Source organism: Bacillus sp. 1A, assembly GCF_052682215.1.
In genome coordinates, this window is sequence record NZ_JBQYLZ010000001.1 from 3074207 (window position 1) to 3094712 (window position 20506).

The 20506-nt window shown below is 33.6% G+C and carries 19 protein-coding genes and 2 pseudogenes; 13 read left to right on the forward strand and 8 right to left on the reverse strand.

What is annotated here, in order from left to right; translation table 11 throughout:
• Nucleotides 1-54: 54 nt before the first annotated feature.
• Both ACUN0F_RS15585 and ACUN0F_RS15590 read right to left on the reverse strand, forming a co-directional pair.
• Nucleotides 55-564 (reverse strand): DUF3916 domain-containing protein, encoded by a 510-nt coding sequence (locus tag ACUN0F_RS15585; protein WP_445539655.1) that lies wholly within the window; start codon nucleotides 562-564, stop codon nucleotides 55-57.
• A 2-nt stretch (nucleotides 565-566) separates the two neighbouring features.
• On the reverse strand, nucleotides 567-1409 hold the full coding sequence (locus ACUN0F_RS15590; RefSeq protein ID WP_445539656.1) for a LysR family transcriptional regulator: 843 nt from the start codon (nucleotides 1407-1409) through the stop codon (nucleotides 567-569).
• 84 nt (nucleotides 1410-1493) lie between these two features.
• Between ACUN0F_RS15590 and ACUN0F_RS15595 the strand changes: the two genes are divergently transcribed.
• Nucleotides 1494-2735 carry an MFS transporter gene (locus ACUN0F_RS15595; protein WP_445539657.1) on the forward strand — a complete coding sequence of 414 codons (1242 nt, stop codon included), beginning with the start codon at nucleotides 1494-1496 and terminating at the stop codon, nucleotides 2733-2735.
• Nucleotides 2736-2834: 99 nt separating this feature from the next.
• Here the strand turns inward: ACUN0F_RS15595 and ACUN0F_RS15600 are convergent.
• Nucleotides 2835-3044, reverse strand: a pseudogene (locus ACUN0F_RS15600) (hypothetical protein).
• A gap of 253 nt (nucleotides 3045-3297) precedes the next feature.
• On the opposite strand from ACUN0F_RS15600, the gene ACUN0F_RS15605 reads away from it, so the two are divergent.
• The gene (locus ACUN0F_RS15605) at nucleotides 3298-4431 is read left to right on the forward strand and encodes a serine hydrolase domain-containing protein (protein ID WP_327988307.1); all 1134 of its coding nucleotides are present in this window, start codon (nucleotides 3298-3300) and stop codon (nucleotides 4429-4431) included.
• A gap of 35 nt (nucleotides 4432-4466) precedes the next feature.
• Here ACUN0F_RS15605 and pepF read toward each other — a convergent pair whose 3' ends face one another.
• Together pepF and ACUN0F_RS15615 are read right to left on the reverse strand one after the other, a co-directional pair.
• On the reverse strand, nucleotides 4467-6254 hold the full coding sequence (pepF, locus tag ACUN0F_RS15610) for an oligoendopeptidase F (protein ID WP_193674029.1): 1788 nt from the start codon (nucleotides 6252-6254) through the stop codon (nucleotides 4467-4469).
• Between the two features lie 117 nt (nucleotides 6255-6371).
• Nucleotides 6372-7163 carry an arylamine N-acetyltransferase family protein gene (locus ACUN0F_RS15615; protein WP_264462023.1) on the reverse strand — a complete coding sequence of 264 codons (792 nt, stop codon included), beginning with the start codon at nucleotides 7161-7163 and terminating at the stop codon, nucleotides 6372-6374.
• A 216-nt stretch (nucleotides 7164-7379) separates the two neighbouring features.
• On the opposite strand from ACUN0F_RS15615, the gene amyS reads away from it, so the two are divergent.
• Nucleotides 7380-8921: an alpha-amylase gene (gene amyS / locus ACUN0F_RS15620; protein WP_264462024.1), complete on the forward strand. Its 1542-nt coding sequence runs from the start codon at nucleotides 7380-7382 to the stop codon at nucleotides 8919-8921.
• A 94-nt stretch (nucleotides 8922-9015) separates the two neighbouring features.
• On the opposite strand, the pseudogene ACUN0F_RS15625 reads toward amyS, so the two are convergent.
• Nucleotides 9016-9102, reverse strand: a pseudogene (locus ACUN0F_RS15625) (exosporium leader peptide); the annotation flags it as partial.
• Between the two features lie 235 nt (nucleotides 9103-9337).
• Between ACUN0F_RS15625 and ACUN0F_RS15630 the strand changes: the two are divergent.
• From ACUN0F_RS15630 to ACUN0F_RS15655, 6 genes are all read left to right on the forward strand, one after another.
• The gene (locus tag ACUN0F_RS15630; RefSeq protein WP_147786436.1) at nucleotides 9338-10054 is read left to right on the forward strand and encodes a hypothetical protein; all 717 of its coding nucleotides are present in this window, start codon (nucleotides 9338-9340) and stop codon (nucleotides 10052-10054) included.
• A 494-nt stretch (nucleotides 10055-10548) separates the two neighbouring features.
• On the forward strand, nucleotides 10549-12450 hold the full coding sequence (locus ACUN0F_RS15635) for an endonuclease MutS2 (protein WP_445539658.1): 1902 nt from the start codon (nucleotides 10549-10551) through the stop codon (nucleotides 12448-12450).
• 6 nt (nucleotides 12451-12456) lie between these two features.
• On the forward strand, nucleotides 12457-12981 hold the full coding sequence (locus ACUN0F_RS15640) for a GNAT family N-acetyltransferase (protein WP_445539659.1): 525 nt from the start codon (nucleotides 12457-12459) through the stop codon (nucleotides 12979-12981).
• Between the two features lie 160 nt (nucleotides 12982-13141).
• Nucleotides 13142-13852 carry a histidine phosphatase family protein gene (locus tag ACUN0F_RS15645; protein ID WP_445539660.1) on the forward strand — a complete coding sequence of 237 codons (711 nt, stop codon included), beginning with the start codon at nucleotides 13142-13144 and terminating at the stop codon, nucleotides 13850-13852.
• Between the two features lie 245 nt (nucleotides 13853-14097).
• Nucleotides 14098-14799 (forward strand): hypothetical protein, encoded by a 702-nt coding sequence (locus ACUN0F_RS15650; RefSeq protein WP_264462029.1) that lies wholly within the window; start codon nucleotides 14098-14100, stop codon nucleotides 14797-14799.
• A 160-nt stretch (nucleotides 14800-14959) separates the two neighbouring features.
• Complete coding sequence (locus ACUN0F_RS15655; protein WP_088064113.1) at nucleotides 14960-15217, forward strand: hypothetical protein; 258 nt, start codon at nucleotides 14960-14962, stop codon at nucleotides 15215-15217.
• Nucleotides 15218-15329: 112 nt separating this feature from the next.
• Here the strand turns inward: ACUN0F_RS15655 and ACUN0F_RS15660 are convergent, their stop codons facing one another.
• The gene (locus ACUN0F_RS15660) at nucleotides 15330-16295 is read right to left on the reverse strand and encodes a quinone oxidoreductase family protein (RefSeq protein ID WP_445539661.1); all 966 of its coding nucleotides are present in this window, start codon (nucleotides 16293-16295) and stop codon (nucleotides 15330-15332) included.
• 123 nt (nucleotides 16296-16418) lie between these two features.
• On the opposite strand from ACUN0F_RS15660, the gene ACUN0F_RS15665 reads away from it, so the two are divergent.
• The 4 genes from ACUN0F_RS15665 (at nucleotide 16419) to ACUN0F_RS15680 (ending at nucleotide 19644) form a co-directional block, all read left to right on the forward strand.
• Nucleotides 16419-17312, forward strand: a complete 894-nt coding sequence (locus ACUN0F_RS15665; RefSeq protein ID WP_264462031.1) for a LysR family transcriptional regulator — start codon at nucleotides 16419-16421, stop codon at nucleotides 17310-17312.
• 298 nt (nucleotides 17313-17610) lie between these two features.
• A complete protein-coding gene (locus ACUN0F_RS15670; protein ID WP_264462032.1) occupies nucleotides 17611-18123 on the forward strand; it encodes a YjfA family protein in 513 nt (170 codons plus the stop codon).
• 16 nt (nucleotides 18124-18139) lie between these two features.
• Nucleotides 18140-18616, forward strand: a complete 477-nt coding sequence (locus ACUN0F_RS15675) for a DUF2690 domain-containing protein (protein ID WP_445539662.1) — start codon at nucleotides 18140-18142, stop codon at nucleotides 18614-18616.
• A 266-nt stretch (nucleotides 18617-18882) separates the two neighbouring features.
• Entirely contained in the window at nucleotides 18883-19644 is a 762-nt protein-coding gene (locus ACUN0F_RS15680; RefSeq protein WP_264462034.1) for a CPBP family intramembrane glutamic endopeptidase, read from the forward strand.
• Between the two features lie 214 nt (nucleotides 19645-19858).
• Here ACUN0F_RS15680 and ACUN0F_RS15685 read toward each other — a convergent pair whose 3' ends face one another.
• The gene (locus ACUN0F_RS15685) at nucleotides 19859-20347 is read right to left on the reverse strand and encodes a DinB family protein (protein WP_137013334.1); all 489 of its coding nucleotides are present in this window, start codon (nucleotides 20345-20347) and stop codon (nucleotides 19859-19861) included.
• Nucleotides 20348-20506: the final 159 nt, after the last annotated feature.

Sequence of the window (20506 nt, forward strand, 5' to 3'; positions counted from 1 at the left end):
TGTTTTAGGTATACCTTTTCTATTATGCTAGATGATAGAAGTAAAGTTCTCCTTTTAAGATAATTCTCCAACAAACCAAATCTCTTTTTCATCGATTGTATCCTCATCATAAATGACTTCTTGAAAGTGCAATGTTTGGACAGTAGGACAAATTGAAATTCCCCATGTATTCCAAAAATCAGACTCATTTGAAAGAGGAATCCATTTTTGAAATTCACTATTTCTCTTAAAGAAATTATGAAAGTGCTCTTCATTTTTAAATACAATAATTTGCGAATCCCACAAACTTTCTATAGAAATTAAAACAACGACTCGATATGTATGTGTATCGCTCGGTTTTATTTTTATTAAATGCTGTGCTTGATTTAATAAGGATTGTATACACAATCGTTTTACTTTTCTAGGTGTTTTACACGAATCGATAAAAGCTTGGGAAACTGGTAAAGGCATATACCAATATTCATCGTTATAGAAAGCAGAAGGGAACGTTTTTGTACGTTCTTCAATTCGCTCTATCATAGTGTTTGTCTTACGCTTTATCCCACGTATTTTCTTTCTATGCATTGTTAAATCATCTCCATAAATTTTTGTAATGCAGCTGAGTAATATATATCTTTTCTAGTAATAAAAGTAGTAGGAACTTTTTTGAATCTATTTGGTAAAGGATTAAATGATAAGTTATGTGCATGACCACTTAAAATAGATTTCATCATAATTGCTACGCCCATATTTGATTTTACACATGCAAGTATCGCTTCAATTGTTCCAAACTCTAATACTCGTTTAGGTGAGATGCCTTCTTCTTGAAGCCAGTCTTCTAATAAACTTCTATAATAGCAACCTTGACTAAAAGCGAGTAAATTCATATCTCCTATGTCTTTAATAGAGGATAAAGTTTTTTTACTAATGAGGATTAATTCTTCTTCACGAAATATATTTGTATGAAGTTCAGTATGTTGAGTAGATCCAGCTATAAACGCTCCGTCTAGTTTTCGTTCTAGCACTAGCCTAATTAGTTGTTCGGTCGTATTTGTTTCTAAAATCAATTCGACTTTTGGGTGTTTCTCATAGTAGGCCGTTAATATAGAGGGAAGCCTTACCGCAGTTGTAGATTCTGTACATCCGATTTTCAACGTGCCCTTTGGCTCAGTTCCATTACTTTGAACCGCTTTTATAGATTGATCCATTAAGTGGATAATTTGTTTAGCGTATGTTAATAAAATCTCACCGTTAGAAGTTAAAGTTACACCTTTTCCGTTACGGTAAAATAAAGGCACACCTAATTCATTTTCTAGTTGTTTCATACGCATTGTTACGCCTGATTGTACATAGTTCAAATTTTTAGCTGCGTGAGAAATATTATTTTCCTTCGCAACTTCGTAAAATACAGTTAAATCTTTTATGTCCACGTATCATCCCTCCGAAAGGTATCATTTTTTTTGATGGATTATATGATGAATATTTATTTTATATGATATCAGAACTTTCATACAATGGAAGGGGGTGGAGGGATGATTGTGTTAATCGAAGAAAGGATGAAAAGTACTTATAAGTGGATGATGTTAATTGTTGCGACGATTGCTCAAACAACAGCGACGCTTATAACGTATGGTGTTGGAGTTTTGGCGTTATTTTGGAAAGAAGAATATGCGCTTACGAATATGGAGAGTGGATTGTTAGTAAGTTTTGTAAATGTTGGACCATTATTTTTTATGCTTTTTGTTGGGCGGCTACTTGATCAATATAATGAAAAGTTGCTAATTTCTATAAGTTCATTTTTGCTAGGAGGTTCGCTTTTATTAACTAATATAGTAAGTGGATTGAATGGACTGTTATTTGTACTTTTATTAGTAGGAATGTTTTATAGTGTTTCCCAGCCAGGAGGAAGTAAAGTGATTTTGAAATGGTTTCCAAAAGAAAATCGCGGATTAGCGATGGGAATAAGGCAAGCTGGTATACCGATTGGTGGCGCGTTAGCGGGAGTTTTAATCCCGTTTCTTACAATACAATATAATGTGACTTACGCGATAAATAGTACGGCATGCATTTGTATAATGGGAGGTTTATTATTTTTTATGTTTTATAAAGAGCCATATGTCCAAGAGGATGCAAGAAAAGAGCATATTAAAATTTCTTTTTGGACGGAGTTAAAAGTAGTGATATGTAAAAAAGATTTGTATCCAATATATATAACAGGTATTTGCATGATCTCATTGCAAATGGTGTTAGTTGGACACTTCATGAAATTTTTAATAAGAGAACAATCTATTACATCTATTGTAGCTGGAACAGTATTTTCAGTGATGTTCTTTTCTGGAATGATTGGCCGTGTTGTATTAGCAGCTAGTAGTGATTTGTTTTATAAGGGGAATCGGCGCACACCATTATTTATAGCTGTCTGTGCTTCTATCGGCTTGATTCTATTGTTAGTCATGAGCATACATACAGTAACGAGTGTATTATTGTATGGTGTAAGTGCATTGTTAGGCTTCTTTTCAATTGGATGGTTTAGTCTTTTTATAGCCGAAGTTGCTGAATCGGCAAGTGAAGAATCTGTTGGAATAACAGTTAGTTTGGCACTTACATTCAATCAAATTGCTATTATTGTTGCACCTGTTTTATTTGGTTATATTGTAGATGAGAAAGGGTATACGTATGCGTGGTTATGTATAGTGGTATTATTAAGCATTTCGGCAGTGAGTTTATATAGTAAAAAAAAAATAAAAGAAAGTTAGCAATGTAAATTTTTTATGAAGAAAGTCTAAAGAAATGCCGAATGAGCGACATCTCTTTTTTTATATGTTGTATAATCACAATGTAAATGAGATTTATTTTCAATGATGTTCATTGCCTGTAATTTTAGACATAATGAGTTGTTTTTCTGTATCATTATGTGCATGGTTTATTTTGTTTGAAAATTTTCAGTATCATGTCCCTTTAAAGTTATAATCTATTTTACTTAATATTAAATTTTAGATATATTTTATTGTAGGATAATGAAACATCATATCATCTAAACGATTGCGTTTATCAGTATTTTTCATCGTAACAACTCCGTTTTTTATTATGTGTAACAAATGTTACATAAGCTGTCAAAATTATAGTAGGGTGTATACGATTGTAAGGTGGAAATTTTGCAAGAAAGAAATACAATAGAGAGTAGCCAAAAACTGAATATGAGAAAAAGGAATCTAGTTTAATTAGGTGAATATAATAATATAAAGTATTTGAAAATTAACAGATATAGAATAGAATGGATGCGCGTTAAGTGAAACTAGATAAAAGAGGGTTCCTATTATGCTAAAGAAATGGTTAATTGTTTTCTTTATTTTTGCTATTTTTTGTGGGAGTGTCGTTGCACTAATACATGCAAATAAAGGTAAGAAATATGATATAAAGGCATTTTCTAATGTAAATAGTAAGCAAAAGGACGATATGCAGGAAGTTGATGCAAATGAGAAAAAGCGCTATGAAGTTGCAGCTGGAAAACTAGATCAATATTTAAAAGATAAAGGATTTAATGGGAGTGTTCTTGTAGCTAGTAAAGATCATGTGATTTTACGAAAAGGTTATGGGTATGCGAATGTGAAAGATAAAGTAGTAACAACGCCAAGAACGAAATATCGCATTGGTTCTATTACGAAAACAGTCGTTGCAATATCTATTATGCAGCTAAAAGAAAAAGGGAAATTAAATATTGAAGACAATGTAAATAAGTATATTCCATCATTTCCGGCTGATAAAAACATTACGTTACGAAATTTGTTAACACATACGTCTGGGTTACCAGATCAGGGACAAGGTAGGGTTGATGTGGCGTCACGATTAAAGTTAGTAACGTGGATTGGAGCGCAAAAATTACAATTTCCTGCAGGGACTGGGTGGAAATATACAGATTATAATTATATGGTGCTTGCGTATATTGTAGAAAAGATATCGAATAAACCGCTCGCTGAATATGTGAAAGAAAATATTTTTACGCCTGTTGAAATGCATGAATCTGGAATGGGTGCAACTCTCCCTGAAGATATTTTTTTAGCAGAAGGTTATACGAGAAAAGATAATGAGTTAATAGCTGCACCCCGCTTAAAAATGAACTGGTTGTATGGGTGTGGTGAAATGTATACGACTGTTGAAGATATGAAAAGACTAGATGAGGCAATAATGGATGGAAAACTGTTATCGAAACAAAGTGTATTAGATATGTTTACTGCATCACCTGCAAGAAAATATGGATTTAGTTTCTATACGAATCCAGATTATTATCATAATCATGGTGTATTAGCTGGTTGGAATACATTTAATAATTTTAACCGGGATAAACGAACGTTTGTAATATTATTTTCTAACGTACAAAATGGTATGAATGATACGTTTAATCAGGAGTTTAGGAAAATGGCGAATGATTTAATAGAAGGAAAGGGAGCATGAAAGAGAAAGAGCCTCTAGCGAGAGGCTCTTCTTTTTTATAGAGCTGAAAACTCTTCAACAAGTGAGCTAAAACGATTTAGTGCACTTTCAATCGGTTCTGGCGTAGTTAAATCAACTCCAGCTTTTTTCAGTAAGTTTAATGGATAGTCAGAACTTCCGCCTTTAAGGAATTCAATATAATGTTTTTGAGTATTTGGATCGCCGCTCAATAACTTATCAGCAATTTGGATTGCAGAAGCGAAACCAGTTGCGTATTTGTACACGTAAAATGGACGATAGAAATGCGGTATTCTAGCCCAGCCGTATTTTACTTCTTCGTCAAATACTAGGGAGTCGCCATTATACTCTCTAAACAAGTTTTCATAAACTTCGCTAAAGACTTGGGCATTTAATGGTTTACCTTGCTGCGCCATTTCATGTGTGATTTTTTCAAACTCAGCGAACATAATTTGTGTAAAGAAAGTGCCTTTAAATTTATCGATGAAATGATTTACTAAATGGTTACGTACATTAGCATCTTTTGCTTCTTTTAATAAATGATGAATTAATAGCACTTCATTTACTGTAGAAGCGACTTCTGCGACAAAAATAGTATAGTGTGCAGAAATTCTTGGTTGGTATCCGTGTGAGTAATGTGTATGCATGCCGTGTCCACATTCATGAGTAAGAGTGAAAAGGCTATTTAAATCATCGTGATGATTTAAAAGAATGAAAGGATGAACACCGTATACACCAAAGTTATAAGCGCCGGAACGTTTTCCTGGCGTTTCTCTCACGTCAATATAACGCTTATCTTTAAAGCTTTTTAATGTTTCAATATATTCTTCACCTAATGGAGCTAGTGATTCGATCATCATGTCAAACGCTTTGTCATATGGAATGTCTTGTTTTACACCCGCTACTAAATCAACGCTCAAGTCGTACTGGCGTAGTTCATCTACATGTAATTTTTCTTTTCGAAGTTCATTATAAGTATGTAGTGATTGAATATTTTTTTTCGTCGTCTCAATTAAATTTTCATATACTTCTTTCGGAACCATGTCGCCAAATAATGACTTTTCTAAAGCTGATGGATATTTTCTTAGCTTTGAAACAGTAACATTATTTTTAATAGCAGCAGATAAAGTAGAAGCGATAGAATTTTTTAATTGAACGTATGGTTTGTAATAAGCTTTATAGGCTTCTTTACGTTTCTCGCGATTTTCATCTTCTATTAACTTTGCATACATTCCGCGCGTTAAAGTAACTTTTTCTCCCTCATCAGTAGTCACTTCACCAAATAGTATATCTGCATTATTTAACATGCCGTATGTATGCTGTGGGGAGGAAAGTGCTTCACCCATTTGTGATAAAATCTCTTCTTGGTCTTTATTCAATACGTGTTTTTTATAACGGTATAATTCAAATAAGTCTTCTTTATAATATTGTAAACCTTCTGCTTCTTCTATGTAAGAATGTAATGTGTTTTCATCTACGCTAAGTAAGAATGGGGAAAAGAAAGATTTAGCCGCACTTACTTTCACGTGTAATTGTGATACTTTATCGACAAGAGATTGAGCGTCAGTATCGCGCGTATCAAGATCAGATTGTAATCGTGCATAAGCGAACATTAAAGATATTATGCTAGAAATTTCTTCGCTCTTTGTTAAATAGGCTAATAAACTATTGCCATCGTGAATATGTCCATTAAACTCATGTAATTCTTTCGTTAATACTTCAATTTTATGAAAATCGCTTTCCCAATCTTCAATTGTATGATAAATATCCGTTAAAGCCCATTTCTCTTTATCATCTACTTGTAGTCGATCTTTAAGTTCTGTCATAATCATTTCCTTTCTAAATATGTAGTTATATTCCTATATAACTATGAAATACAACAAATTGCAAAAAATCCCTGCTGAAAATTGAAAAGCCTTGCTAAAATGACAAGGCTTAAAAAATTATAATGTAATTCCGAATTTTGAATGTAAAAGATTTTTATATTGCACATCTGTAACGTTTTCTTTCGTTTTTTTACCGTTTTTCGCTATTGTGAGACTATCCTTTGTTAAAGATGCATGCCCATCTTCAGTTAATTTTACAATAAGAGGTACTTTGTTAAATGGTGAGCCCTCATGTTCAACGATAATTTCTTGTGCTGCATTTGCTTTTTCTTCATCCACTTCTTCTATATAAAATGCATAGCCTAACGTCCAATCATCAGCAGAAGATTGATCCAAAAACTCATTGTTTTTACGCATCTCTAACATGTAATTTCCCTTTTCGGTCATTTCTTTACGAATACGATAATCTCCTGTAACGGAGTGAATGACTTCACCTGAGAAAGGAATAGGTGTAAGAGGTAAGTATGATCCGAATCCTACTTCAATTAAATAAAGTTCATTATGATGTGCTAAAACAGTTGCGATGTGTCCAGAATCAACAGCCCATATAGAATTTGCAGCATTGTACACTGTTCCTGAAACGAGATGAACATCAAATCCAGCGTCTTTAAGGAAGTAGTACATAGTAGGATTGAGTTCATAACAAAGACCGCCACGGTTGTTTACTAAAATTTTTTCTTTTAGATTTTCTTTTGATATTTCTGTAAAGTTGTTTTCGAGTATATTTAAGTTTTCAAAAGGGACAGTTTGTGCCATCGCGTACATAATGTTAGGTAAATCTTCAAATGAAACTTTTTGTTTTTCTTCTATATGTAATCGTGCGAAAAATTGTTTTTGAAAGTCGGTCATAGAAATCCCTCCGTCATGCTTTTATAGATAAATTGTAAACAATCTTGAATAAGATGTGAAATGAAAACTACTTTGAAGTATTTTTTGAATATGTGAAGTTAGACTAAAAAATAATGTGGGAGATTGAGAGATTGCTACTTTACTAATTGTAGAACGAATATTATAATAATTTCGATAAACTATGCAAACGTTTTCTTGAAAGGGGATGATGTAAATATGTTGAAAAGAATAACAGTAGTCGGCTTGTTGGTTGTTTTGTTTTTACCTAGTATATATGGGGGGAGTAAAGTATATGCAGATACGGTTAACAATGGAACGTTAATGCAGTATTTTGAGTGGTATGCTCCGAATGATGGGAATCATTGGAATCGTTTGCATTCGGATGCTGGAAATTTAGCTCAGAAAGGAATTACATCTGTCTGGATACCGCCTGCATATAAAGGAACTACGCAAAATGACGTAGGATATGGAGCGTATGATTTATATGATTTAGGTGAATTCAATCAAAAAGGAACGGTGCGGACGAAATATGGGACAAAAGCACAGTTGAAATCTGCAATTGAAGCTTTACATAAGCAAAACATCGATGTATATGGCGATGTAGTTATGAATCATAAAGGTGGAGCAGATTATACTGAAACTGTAACAGCTGTTGAGGTAGACCGTAACAATCGAAATATTGAAGTATCAGGTGATTATGAAATTAATGCATGGACAGGGTTTAACTTTCCAGGGCGTGGAGATGCTTATTCTAATTTCAAATGGAAATGGTATCATTTTGACGGAACGGATTGGGATGAAGGAAGGAAATTAAATCGAATTTATAAATTTAGGGGGATAGGTAAAGCATGGGACTGGGAAGTGTCTAGCGAAAATGGAAATTATGATTATTTGATGTATGCAGATCTTGATTTTGATCATCCAGATGTTGCGAATGAGATGAAGAATTGGGGAACGTGGTATGCGAATGAACTAAATTTAGATGGCTTTCGTTTAGATGCTGTTAAACATATTGATCATGAATATTTACGCGATTGGGTAAATCATGTCAGGCAGCAAACGGGGAAAGAAATGTTTACAGTAGCTGAATATTGGCAAAATGATATTCGAACTTTAAATAATTATTTAGCGAAGGTCAATTATAATCAATCTGTATTTGATGCACCACTGCATTACAATTTTCATTATGCTTCAAAAGGAAATGGGAATTATGATATGAGAAATATTTTAAATGGAACAGTAATGCAAAATCACCCTGCACTTGCAGTTACTCTCGTTGAGAATCATGATTCTCAGCCTGGACAGTCATTAGAATCTGTAGTAAGTCCGTGGTTTAAACCGTTGGCATATGCATTTATTTTAACTCGTGCAGAGGGCTATCCTTCAGTTTTCTATGGTGATTACTATGGGACAAACGGAAATAGTAGTTATGAAATTCCAGCATTAAAAGATAAAATTGATCCGATTTTGACGGCACGAAAAAACTTTGCATATGGTACGCAGCGTGATTATTTAGACCATCCAGATGTGATTGGATGGACAAGAGAAGGTGATAGTGTACATGCTAATTCTGGTTTAGCGACATTAATCTCTGATGGACCGGGAGGATCAAAGTGGATGGATGTTGGAAAGAATAATGCAGGGGAAGTATGGCACGATATGACGGGTAATCAAACAAATACTGTAACAATTAATAGGGATGGATGGGGGCAGTTCCATGTAAGTGGAGGATCAGTTTCCATATATGTTCAGCAGTGAATTGTTAATAGAAAAGAAGAGGTAGACTGAAATATAAGTTTTCCTCTTCTTTTTATATTATTATCATTCCTAAATCTTTATTTTAATAAATGAACTAGTCGACTTTTGAGACAACAAGAGATGCGTTGGAATAAATAATGTCACCTGTGGCTTCTCTTATTCGTACTCGAAGAACATCTCCTTACTGTGATTGCTATAGAACTAAATATTAGTATGTTTTTAACGTGATTTTCATAGATATTATATGTGCTTTACGATAAAACACTTATAGTGTAAAATTACACTATAAGTGTAAAGTGATAACTAATGGGTGTTTTTACACTTGTGGTTATGAGAAGAAGTTCTTTATATAAATCGTAATTTAAAATCCATAAGGACATTTCTGTATAGGCAGTAGTAGCAAAAGGAGAGGCAATATGAAAAGAACAATAATGAAATATAGCATAATGTTTAGTTTATTCCTATTAACATCATGTGATATATCGGATAAAGAAATTGAACAAAAAGCACAAAGTTATACAAAATTGGAGCATGGTATTTCTGTAAAACTAGATCGAATTGAAATAGCCGACCAAGGTAAGGATTTTTTAGGTCCAAACACACGAACAGCTTATGTACAGCAAGTAGATGAACCGCATTTACAGTTTCAAATATCCTTCGATGGACGAAGTTCTCCAAAGGTAAATAATGATAACTATAAAATAAAAAAAGGAGCAAATGATTTACGAGAAGGATTCAATACATATTATGAGGAAAAAGGAAATAATACTCTATTTACTTTCGAGCAAATGCAGACGGGGGATATTGTTTTCGATAAGGATACAGAGAAAAGAATAGTGAAGAAACATCCGAAGCATTATGTTACGGCAGTTTTCAAAAGTAATATCTTTTTGAACGTAAACAACCGTGCACATATGGAAACGTTAGCGGAGCTTGCGAGAAGTATTCAGGAATTTAATAAGATAATTGAAAATAGTAAGAGTAGTGTGGAAGAGATAACGATCCAGCTACCAAATATTAATAAGGATGTTTTACAATATATTGCGGTAGAGCATTTAGTAACGGCTGAAGATGCGAAGAATACCCTTGAGAAAAGAAATGAGTATATGAAGATTTTGCAATCTATAAAGTAAAATAGTATTATCAGAAAAAAATGTCCTTAGTAAGGTGTGAAAGGGACACCTTTACTTCTCACAAAACATATAGTATGATGATTTCAGTAAATTAGATTTCAATGACTATAATATAAATTAATGAGAGGTGCTTTTTGTGAGTGCGGTAGGTACTAAATAGGAAAAATTTAATGAAATAAATCGGATAAGAACAGGGGATTTTTATGTATACCATGCCCCTAATTTTGTCATGGATTTATTTCGATACCTATGAAGATACCTACAATACTTTATAAAGCGTGTAATAAGGGGAGTGCCATCCGTTTTTTATGGCTTATTTCCTCATATGTTATTACACATGCCTTGTAAATGTAAAAGCTGCGGTATCCCCGCAGCTTTTTTGTATATTTTTCGAATGTATAAAAATGGTAAATGAATCATGTAGAACTCATTGGAATCTAATGAGTAGGTATCTTCATTTATGATAAAAATCAATCATAGTGAGGAGAAACAAAATGAATACGATGACTTTTGAAAAGTTACAATATAATGAATTGAAGGATATAGTGAAATCTTATTGTGTAAGTGGGTTAGGTAAAGAATTATTAAATAAATTAGAGCCGAGTACGAGTATGAAAGTAGTGAGGAATCGTTTGAATGAAACAACAGAAGCACGAGCTATAGTAGATGCAGAGGGGCATGTTCCTTTCTTTGGCATTTCAAATATTGCTAGTACAATTCAAAAATTAGAAAAAGGGATGATTTTAGATCCTGAAGAGTTAGTAAGTGTTTCTGACTTTTTACGCGGCTGTAGAAAGATTAAAAAATTTATGTTAGATAAAGAATTTTTTGCGCCAGTATTAGCTTCTTATGCGAATTCAATGACTGAATATAAAAGTATTGAAGAGGAAATCAACTTTTCCATTAAAGGTAATAGTATTGATGCAGCTGCGAGTAAGGAATTAAAACGAATTCGCAATAACATTGATTCGGTAGACGGAAAAATAAAGGAGCGCTTAACGAAGTTTTTAAATAGTAGTGCAAATAAGAAGTATATTCAAGAGTTCTTTATTAGTAAGAAGGATGATCGGTATACAATTCCAATTAAATCTTCTTATAAAAATCAAGTTGCGGGAAGTATAGTTGAAGCGTCGGCTAAAGGCTCTACTGTATTTATAGAACCACACACGGTTACAAAGTTAAATGCGGAACTCGCTAGTTTGAAAGCAGAAGAAGCGATGGAAGAGTATCAAATTTTAGCGACTTTATCAGGGATGGTAGTAGAAAATATTTATCATATAAAAATTAATATGGAATTAATTAGTCAGTATGATATGGTATTTGCAAAAGCGAAGTTTAGTAAATCAATCGATGGAATAGAGCCGAAATTAAATGATCATGGCTACATTCGTTTAGTAAATTGTAAGCATCCGCTTTTAAGTGGAAAAGTAGTACCGTTACACTTTGAAATTGGTCAAAACTACCGTAGTTTAATTATTACAGGACCGAATGCGGGCGGGAAAACAATTGTATTAAAAACAATCGGATTGTTAACTTTAGCGACAATGTCAGGCTTGCACATCGCTGGAGATAAAGAAACAGAAATTGCTATTTTCGAAAATGTATTTGTAGATATTGGTGATAATCAAAGTATCGAAAATGCACTAAGTACATTTTCATCTCATATGAAAAATCTATCTGAAATTATGAGGATGTCAAATAATAATACGCTACTATTATTTGATGAGATAGGAAGCGGGACTGAACCGAATGAAGGGGCAGCACTTGCAATTTCTATTTTAGAGGAGTTTTATCTTGCAGGATGTATTACAGTTGCAAGTACGCATTACGGTGAAATTAAACGATTCTCAGAAATGCATGATGATTTTATGAATGCAGCGATGCAGTTTAATAGTGCGACACTAGAACCGCTTTATAAATTAGTGATCGGTAAATCAGGTGAAAGTAATGCGCTTTGGATTGCGAATAAAATGAACGTAAGAGAGCGTGTACTGCAAAGAGCGAAAGAGTATATGGGAAATAAAGAATATCGTTTTGAAAAACTGAATGAAAGCAAAATTAGAAAACCGAAATTTGTGCAAGAAAAAAGAGAAAATCATTACGAGTACAAAATCGGCGATCGTGTAAATGTATTAGATTATGATGATTTTGGTATCATCTATAAGGAAATAGATAATTTCTATAACGTCGTTGTATATTATAACGGTGAATTCGTTGAAGTGAATGTAAAACGTATTACGTTAGAGGTAGCAGCAAAAGAATTATACCCAGAGGGATACGATTTAAATACACTATTTGTCGATTATAAAGAAAGAAAAATGCAACATGATATTGAGCGTGGATCGAAAAAAGCGCTTCGTAAAATCCAAAAAGAAATAAGAAAGAATAGAGAATAAGTTAAAATGGTAACGATTAGACAAGAACAACAAAGTGATTATAAAAAAACAGAAGAAGTTGTACAAAAAGCATTTTTAAAAGAAGAATTCAGTGATAAAACAGAACATGAACTTGTGAGTCGTATTAGAAAATGTGAAGCGTTTATTCCTGAATTATCAATCGTTGCGGTAAATGAAGAAATTGTTGGGCACATTCTGTTATCAAAAATAAAGATAGAACAAGGTGCAACTTCTGTAGAATCATTAGCACTTGCACCGGTTTCAGTTGCTAGGGGCTATCAGAAAAAAGGAATTGGTGGAAAACTTATTGGAGCTGCGTTAGAAAAAGCGAAAGAACTTGGATACGGGTCAGTTGTAGTGTTAGGACATCCAGAGTACTATCCGAAATTTGGTTTTAAGAAAGCAAGTGAGTGGAATATAAAAGCGCCATTTGAAGTGCCTGAAGAAGTGTTTATGGTAATGGAATTAACAGAAAATGCTCTTGAAGGTGTAGAAGGAATTGTACAATATTCGAGTGCTTTTGCTGAGTAGGAGTATCAGTTAAGAAATATAATCATAAAAGATGCTATCTTTTTGTAGGGATATACAGAAAGATAGCTTTTTTTATTAAGCGAATTCACTTACGTATATTTTGCTCAATGAATAATTAAGGTGGTAAAATTGATATAGAAATGTAAAGGGAGAGAATATGATGAAGAATCGAGAAACAGATAGCAATGAGAATGTAGTTACGTTATATGTTACAAGACACGGAAAAACAATATTAAATACGAATCATCGCGCGCAAGGCTGGGCAGACTCCCCGTTAGTAGAAAAAGGTGTGGAAGTTGCCTCTAATTTAGGAACGGGATTAAAAGATGTTCATTTTATGAATGCATATAGTAGTGATAGCGGCCGAGCGATTGAAACTGCTAATTTAGTATTAAAATATAGTGAGCAATCAAAGTTAAAACTTGAGAAAAGAAAAAAATTACGAGAATTAAACTTTGGTATTTTTGAAGGTGAAAAACTTGAAAATATGTGGGATGTGGTTGGAAAAGCTGCAGGCGTTGCATCACCAGAAGAACTTATGAAGTTTTCTATTCAAGAAGTGATTAATCTTATTAGAGCAGCAGACCCTACGAAACAGGCGGAAGATTGGGAATTATTTTCTACTCGTATAAAAGAAGAGATTGATAAAATTAGTGAAGAATCTGCTGCAAATGGTGGCGGTAACGTTTTAGTTGTCGTTCATGGGCTCTTGATTACTACCTTAATCGAAATGTTAGACAGTAGCAAAACAAAACTTGGAGTAGAAAATGCTAGTGTGACGAAGATTGTATATCAAGATGGAACATACACAGTCGAGTCTGTTGGAGATATGAGTTATGTTGCAAAAGGGACAGAAAGTGTGGAAATATAAAAATAAGAAAAGGAAGATAGAGAAATCTAGCTTCCTTTTTATTTTTCAGTATATCATTCATTAATTTTTAAACGGAATATTCTGTTAAAAACAAACTATGAAAATTATTGTAATGGTATAATTAGAGAGTAGGAACAACAAATTAGTTTGCAGTGTATTGGAGGGACATTAGTCTAGCCTTACATTTCATCTCGGAATGTAAAGTAAGTATACGAGAAATAAAACAAAGTAAGGAATGTGTGAATATGGATCGAATATATTTTGTGGACAACCCGTGGCCTAATGGTCATCGAATTGTTAATTTTAAGTGGAGTGCACATTTTAAATATGCAGAGGAAGAAGAGTTAAATGGTATGGCTGGTTTGTATTTTGATTTGCATTTAGAGACCGCGGATTATGATGAGGAAGATTTGGATGAAGAAGATGAAGAAGATGAGGAAGATGAGGAAGAAGATGATTGGCACGCTAAGATTGTATGGAACAACTTCCATAGATGCACTTTATCATCAGAAGAATGGGATTTTAAAGGGTTTCGTGTAGGAAGTGATGAGGCGCCTTTTAATTTGGATACGCTAAATGGGAAAAGATTTGCAATTGATTGTTTATCGGAAGATGAGCAGCAGGACTTTGATTTAGAGTTAACTGCATTTGACGTTTATTTACTTGGTCATGATGCGTCAGCCTTTCATAATATTAAGTTTACTAGATTAGAAGGGCAGACATATCAAATTGAATGGAAAGGGAAATTGGCACTAGCGTATATTGGTGATTATGAATTTAAATATGATTTTTATACACTAATTACCTCAACATCATTTAGTGGAATTAATATTCCTAATGAAATATCTGATCATGAGGCGTATGTTTTGCTAAAAAGATTTGTTAGTAATCCAGTATTGTTTGAATTGCAACATGATAAAGGGGATAGACGATTTGTATTGAAATAAAAATATATAATTGCATTTATGAAATATATGAGTAAAAGGCTACCGTATTCGACATAGTTAATAACTTCGGTGTCGGAAAATTTAAAGAAGGTACATAGTATGTGATGTATGTTCAGTTATAAGAAGAAAAGAATATTAACAATTATATGGAGAAGTGATTATGTTGATTAAATTCGTTCATTTGTTATTTGGAAAACCGTGTGAAAAAGGTGATTCGTTCCAAACTAAGTTTCCACGTTTTATTTATTGGAGTGCAGTTGTATTTTATTTTTTTGGAATGCTATTATTTGGGATTTTTTCTTTTATTGATACTGTATTTATTGGATCGTTGATATCAGGAGGTTTGTTCTTTCCTTTAATATTTAGATTCGTTTATTATATAAACTTAAAAATGAGGGGCCTAGAAAGAGAAGCCTAGACAGAAAAAATATAAATAACAGGGTTATTGAAAAGAAGCGAAATTGAACATAAATGACATTTAAAAAGGAAGCAAAGAAATACATTCTAGCTTCCTTTTTTTATTGGAACGATTATGGGATTAATAAAATCTTCCCTGTACTTTTTCTGCTCTCTAATAATTCATGAGCACGGGCACCATCTTGTAAGGGGAATGTAGTAGGGCTCGTAATGTTTAATTTGCCAGTAGCGATCCAATCAAATAATTGAGTAGATCGCTTTTTACGTTCTTCATACGTAGTAAGTACATTCCAAAGATCTCCGCCAGTTAAAGTTTTTGAAGTATCCATAAGCATACGCGGATCAACGGGCGCAGGATTACCGCCGGCCATTCCGTAAAATACGACAGTACCACCAGTTTTAGTAGCGCTAAAACTTTCCTCTAACGTAGAACCTACGGATTCATATACAACATTTACTCCATCACCGTTTGTCATTTCAATTACTTTCGTATGCCATGCTTCAGTATATAAAAATACGTCATCAGCGCCAGCTAACGTGGCTATCTTTGCTTTTTCTTTTGATGACGTTAGGCCGATTACTGTTCCGCCTAGTAGTTTAATGATTTGAATGAGAAGTTGCCCAACACCACCAGCTGCAGCGTGTACTAAAGCTATATCACCTTGTTTTATTTGATAGCTATCTTTCGTTAAATAATGTGCTGTTAGACCTTGCAATAAGACAGAAGCGGCTGTTTCAAAAGAGATAGAATCTGGAAGGTTAATTGCTTTCTCCGATGGAACGGCAACTAGTTCTGCATTTGCAAATGGAACGTCAGCAAATGCAATACGATCCCCAGGATTAATATTTATAACGTCAGCTCCTACTTTTTCAACAATACCAGCGCCTTCATAACCTAATATATAAGGCGGGTTGCCAGCGAGATGATAATCACCGCGGCGTCTATAAATATCAGCAAAGTTTAATCCGATTGCTTTCGTACGGACAAGAATTTCATTTGGATTTATGATTGGATCATGTATTTCTTTATATTGTAGTACATCCGGACTTCCAAACTGTTTGAAACAAAGTACTTTCATATGGAATACCTCCATTTGTATTGTTTGTCGATGCTCTTTATCATACAATACAAATATCGATAGACAAAGAGGATTATTTCGATGAAATCGATCGGAAATATCGATTGAAAAGAGGGACGATAAATGGAGATAAAACAATTAATTACATTTAAAATAGCGGCAGATACTTTGAATTTTACGCAAACTGCGAAGAAATTAAACTTTGCTCAATCGAGCGTAACAGCGCAAATGAAAACGTTAGAAGCTGAGCTAGGTACGCCATTATTTGAAAGATTAGGAAAACGCCTTTTCTTAACTGAAGCAGGCAGGAAGTTTCAACTATATGCCGACAAGATGATTGCACTCAGCAACGAAGCGAAAATGGCTGTGAAAGATGATGAAGAAATAGCAGGTACGTTAATAATCGGTGCGCAAGAAAGCCAATGTACATATAGACTTCCTTCTATATTAAAGAGGTTTAAAGCAAAATTTCCTCAAATAAAGCTTATATTTAAACCAGCGCATTCCAATAAAGATGCGAAGGAACAATTGATGGAGGGAAAAGTTGATCTCGTCTTTATTTTGGATGAATGTAAAACAGAAGATATTTTACATGTGGAGCCGCTTATGAAAGAAGAATTAAAAGTAGTAGCTGCTTCAGGGCATCATTTACTCGAGCAAACTTCCGTTTCTATAAAAGAGTTAGAAAGTGAGACACTTTTGCTAACAGAACTAGGGTGCTCATATCGGACTTTATTTGAAGAGCTATTTCGTACGGAAGATGTGTATCCAGCAAATAAGATTGAGTTTGTTAGTGTCGAGGCAATTAAACAATGTGTTATTGCAGATTTAGGTATAGCCGTGTTACCAGCAATAGTAGTAGAAAAAGATATACGAGAGGGGACGATAGAAGAGTTACATGTAGAAAATGCAATCTCACCGATTTATACGCAAATTGCTTGGCATAAAGATAAATGGATGACAGTGCCACTGCAGCAATTTATTGATGTGACGAGGGAGTTTTTTACGACGGATTAAGTGGAGAAATATTTGATTTATATAAAAGAAAAAATGACAATTTTGTATAAAGAACCGATGCTTGAGTGAAATAAGTATCGGTTCTTTTATGTTTTAAATAAGGATGCAATAAAATGTGTATTTCTCAACTTTTTTCTTAGACGAATACGTAAATTTCTTCGTATATTCCAATAACCATAAGGGAATTTACAACGTTTATTCGTTTCTGTAAGATGCCTCTAGGAAGATGAAAGGAGGGCTTACATAGGGGATAGATTGTCTTTATGATACGTACTTATTTTGAAGGAGGAGATTTACAATGTTTAAAAAGTTAATGAAAGTATGTGTTTTAAGTGTAGTGAGTGTAGGTGTATTATTTAGTTTTCAAGGAAGTACATTTGCAGCTACTGATTTAAGTAGTTATTATGACGGAAAAAATCCAGCAACAACGAAAGTATACGGAGGTAGTACAACGTGTGATGCAGATGGATTTAATGCAAAGTCTACAGCTGTATATGAAGGGAGTAAAAAAGTAGGGACAGTGTATTTACGTTATAGTAATCAATGTCATGCAGCATGGTCTAAGCTTGTTTTAGATCAACCAGCACCTTCTGTTTCTGGGGGAATATATGCTTACGCCGTTATTAATAAATATAAAAACGGTGTATTCCAAAAATCAGTAGATTCTAATAGTGGTAATGGAGCAATAAAAACAGGTCAAACGAGCACTTATACAGGAATGGTATTTGATTTAACTGCTGATTTTGGTTATACAGCTGATGCCGAAGCGGTGACGATTAATAATGGTTACGGGAAAACTGGACGCTATTAAAAAGGAGCGGATTGCTATGAAACTTTTAAAAAAGCTGAGCGCATGTTTTTTTCTATCATTGCTCGTTTTAACTAGTATGTTTAGTACGACTGGTAATGATAAAGCATATGCAGAAGACCATTCGTATGATGGGAAAAGTCCGTATTACAATAGTTGTGATCAATCCGCAGTAACGAAAGAAAAGAAATGGATTGATTCCAATTCTTACGTGGAATTAAAATTTAGCACAACGTGTAAGACAGCATGGGCAAAAGTTACAGTAACTCGTGCAGCAGTATATAATAACGAAGCTGATGCAAGGATTGTTAGAAAAACAGATGGAAAGGCATACACTTGCGGGAGTGCTGGAGGAAATGGTGTTGTGAATAAAGGGCAAACATCATGCTATACGCCAATGGTATATGATTTAGATCCAAGGAAGGCACAAGCGCAAGGGAAACATGCCATTCCGAATAGTGATGCATATAATTATGCGGAGACAATTTGGTATTGATGATATTATAAGAATTTTAAGATAGCATATTTAAAGAGCATGTTTTGATTGGTTTTCAAAGCATGCCCTTTTTTTGTTTGTTTATCCAGTATTAATAAATAGTAAGACTTTAACTTCGAACCTCAACTGAAGTAAAGCAGGTAGCGGGATTGTTTGTAAAGATCTAATTAAGTATGGATGTTTCTTTGGGGTGTTGGGATAATTTAACATAAGTAGTTTTCATATCTCCTTATTTATGCTCTAATTAAAACAAAGGAGGAAAGTAAATGGGGAAAGAAGTTAAACGATATGTAATGTGCACTTTAATATTTACATGGATACTATGGGGGCTACTAATTAACTTAATAAAATTTAACTTTACGACATTTGGTACACCGCTAGCGATGATATTATTTGTTTTCGGGGGAATCATGCCGACAATCGTTGCAATTAGCTTAAAGAAAAAATATGGATCAAAAGAAGAGTTCAGAGTTTTTATAAAAAATGTTGTTAATCCTAAGTATCATTTTTTATGGTATATTCTAATCGTTGTTTTGGCTTTTATTAGTTGTTATCTGCCAATAATATTTGGTGGAGCAACGATGCAAAAACCATTATACGTGGCATTGCTTAGTTTTCCAATAATGATCGTTGGTGGTGGTCTTGAAGAAATTGGATGGAGAGGATTCTTACAACCTGCCCTTCAGAAAAGGTTTTCGGAATTATTTAGTACGGTTATTGTGAGCTTTATATGGGCTATTTGGCACTGGCCGTTATGGTTTATTCCAGGCACGAATCAAACTCAAAGGGATTTTATAGCCTTTATAATTACGACAATTGCCATATCGTTCTTATTAACTACAATTTTTAACGCAACTAAAAGTATTTTTATGTGTCTAATTTTCCATGCGCTTCTTAATTCTTTTTGGAGTGTGTACGTGCCAAATGATAAAGTGTTACCAGCATTTTCAACTTTTGTTTTCGGAATTTTCGTGTTTATTTTGTATAAAGTCGTAATGAAAAGAAAGAACCTCTTATTGATTAGGTAATTGAAATAATAAAAGGAAACATATTAATATATTTTTTATGGATATGAAACTAATTAATAAGAACACGACACAAACATAATTAAAATATAATACAAGTTTGTGCCGCAAAAAAATTTGTAAACTATCAACAACATTAAAAAGAATGAAGAGCCTTTCCGTATACATAAACAATGTTAACGACAGTTCTGGTAGTTCATTTGTTAGAATAATCGAATTAACTAAGATCTGTATCAGGAGGATTGTATCCAAGGTGACGAGCCATTGATACAATTTGTCCTTTATGATGAAACTCATGTGTCTCTGTATGAGTTAAAAGCCATAGCGGAGTTGTACTCCAAGGTTCTTTTTGCCATTTTACTTCATTTGCTATATTTTCGAGCCAGCGGTCATTGTATTCATCTAAAAAACGTTGTACAGTCTCATCTACTAACTTAAATCTAGCACGGACTTTCGTGATATCTGCATGCTCAATTTCATAATCACTAGCAAATGAAAAATCTGCTCGCTTTTGCTTGAATGCGAATGATCCAAGCCAGTATCGATAGCAATCGGCTACATGAATATGCGTCTTTATAATGCTACCGCTACCGAAATTCGGAACAGTACTATGTAATTTTTCTAGTGGGATTTCTTCCAAAAACGAAAATAGAGTTTCTCTTGTAGAGCTAATAAGATTATATTGTTGTTTTAAAACATGTAACATGTAATTAACACTCCTCTATTATTTACTAAACTAACTTTGTAGTAAGTAATTCTATATTTATTAGGGGTGAACCTTTTAAATATTTTGACTAAGCATATTAGATGTTTTTCTTAATCGTTTCTGATAGATTAAACAAGGTAAAACTTTAATGTGTTGAAC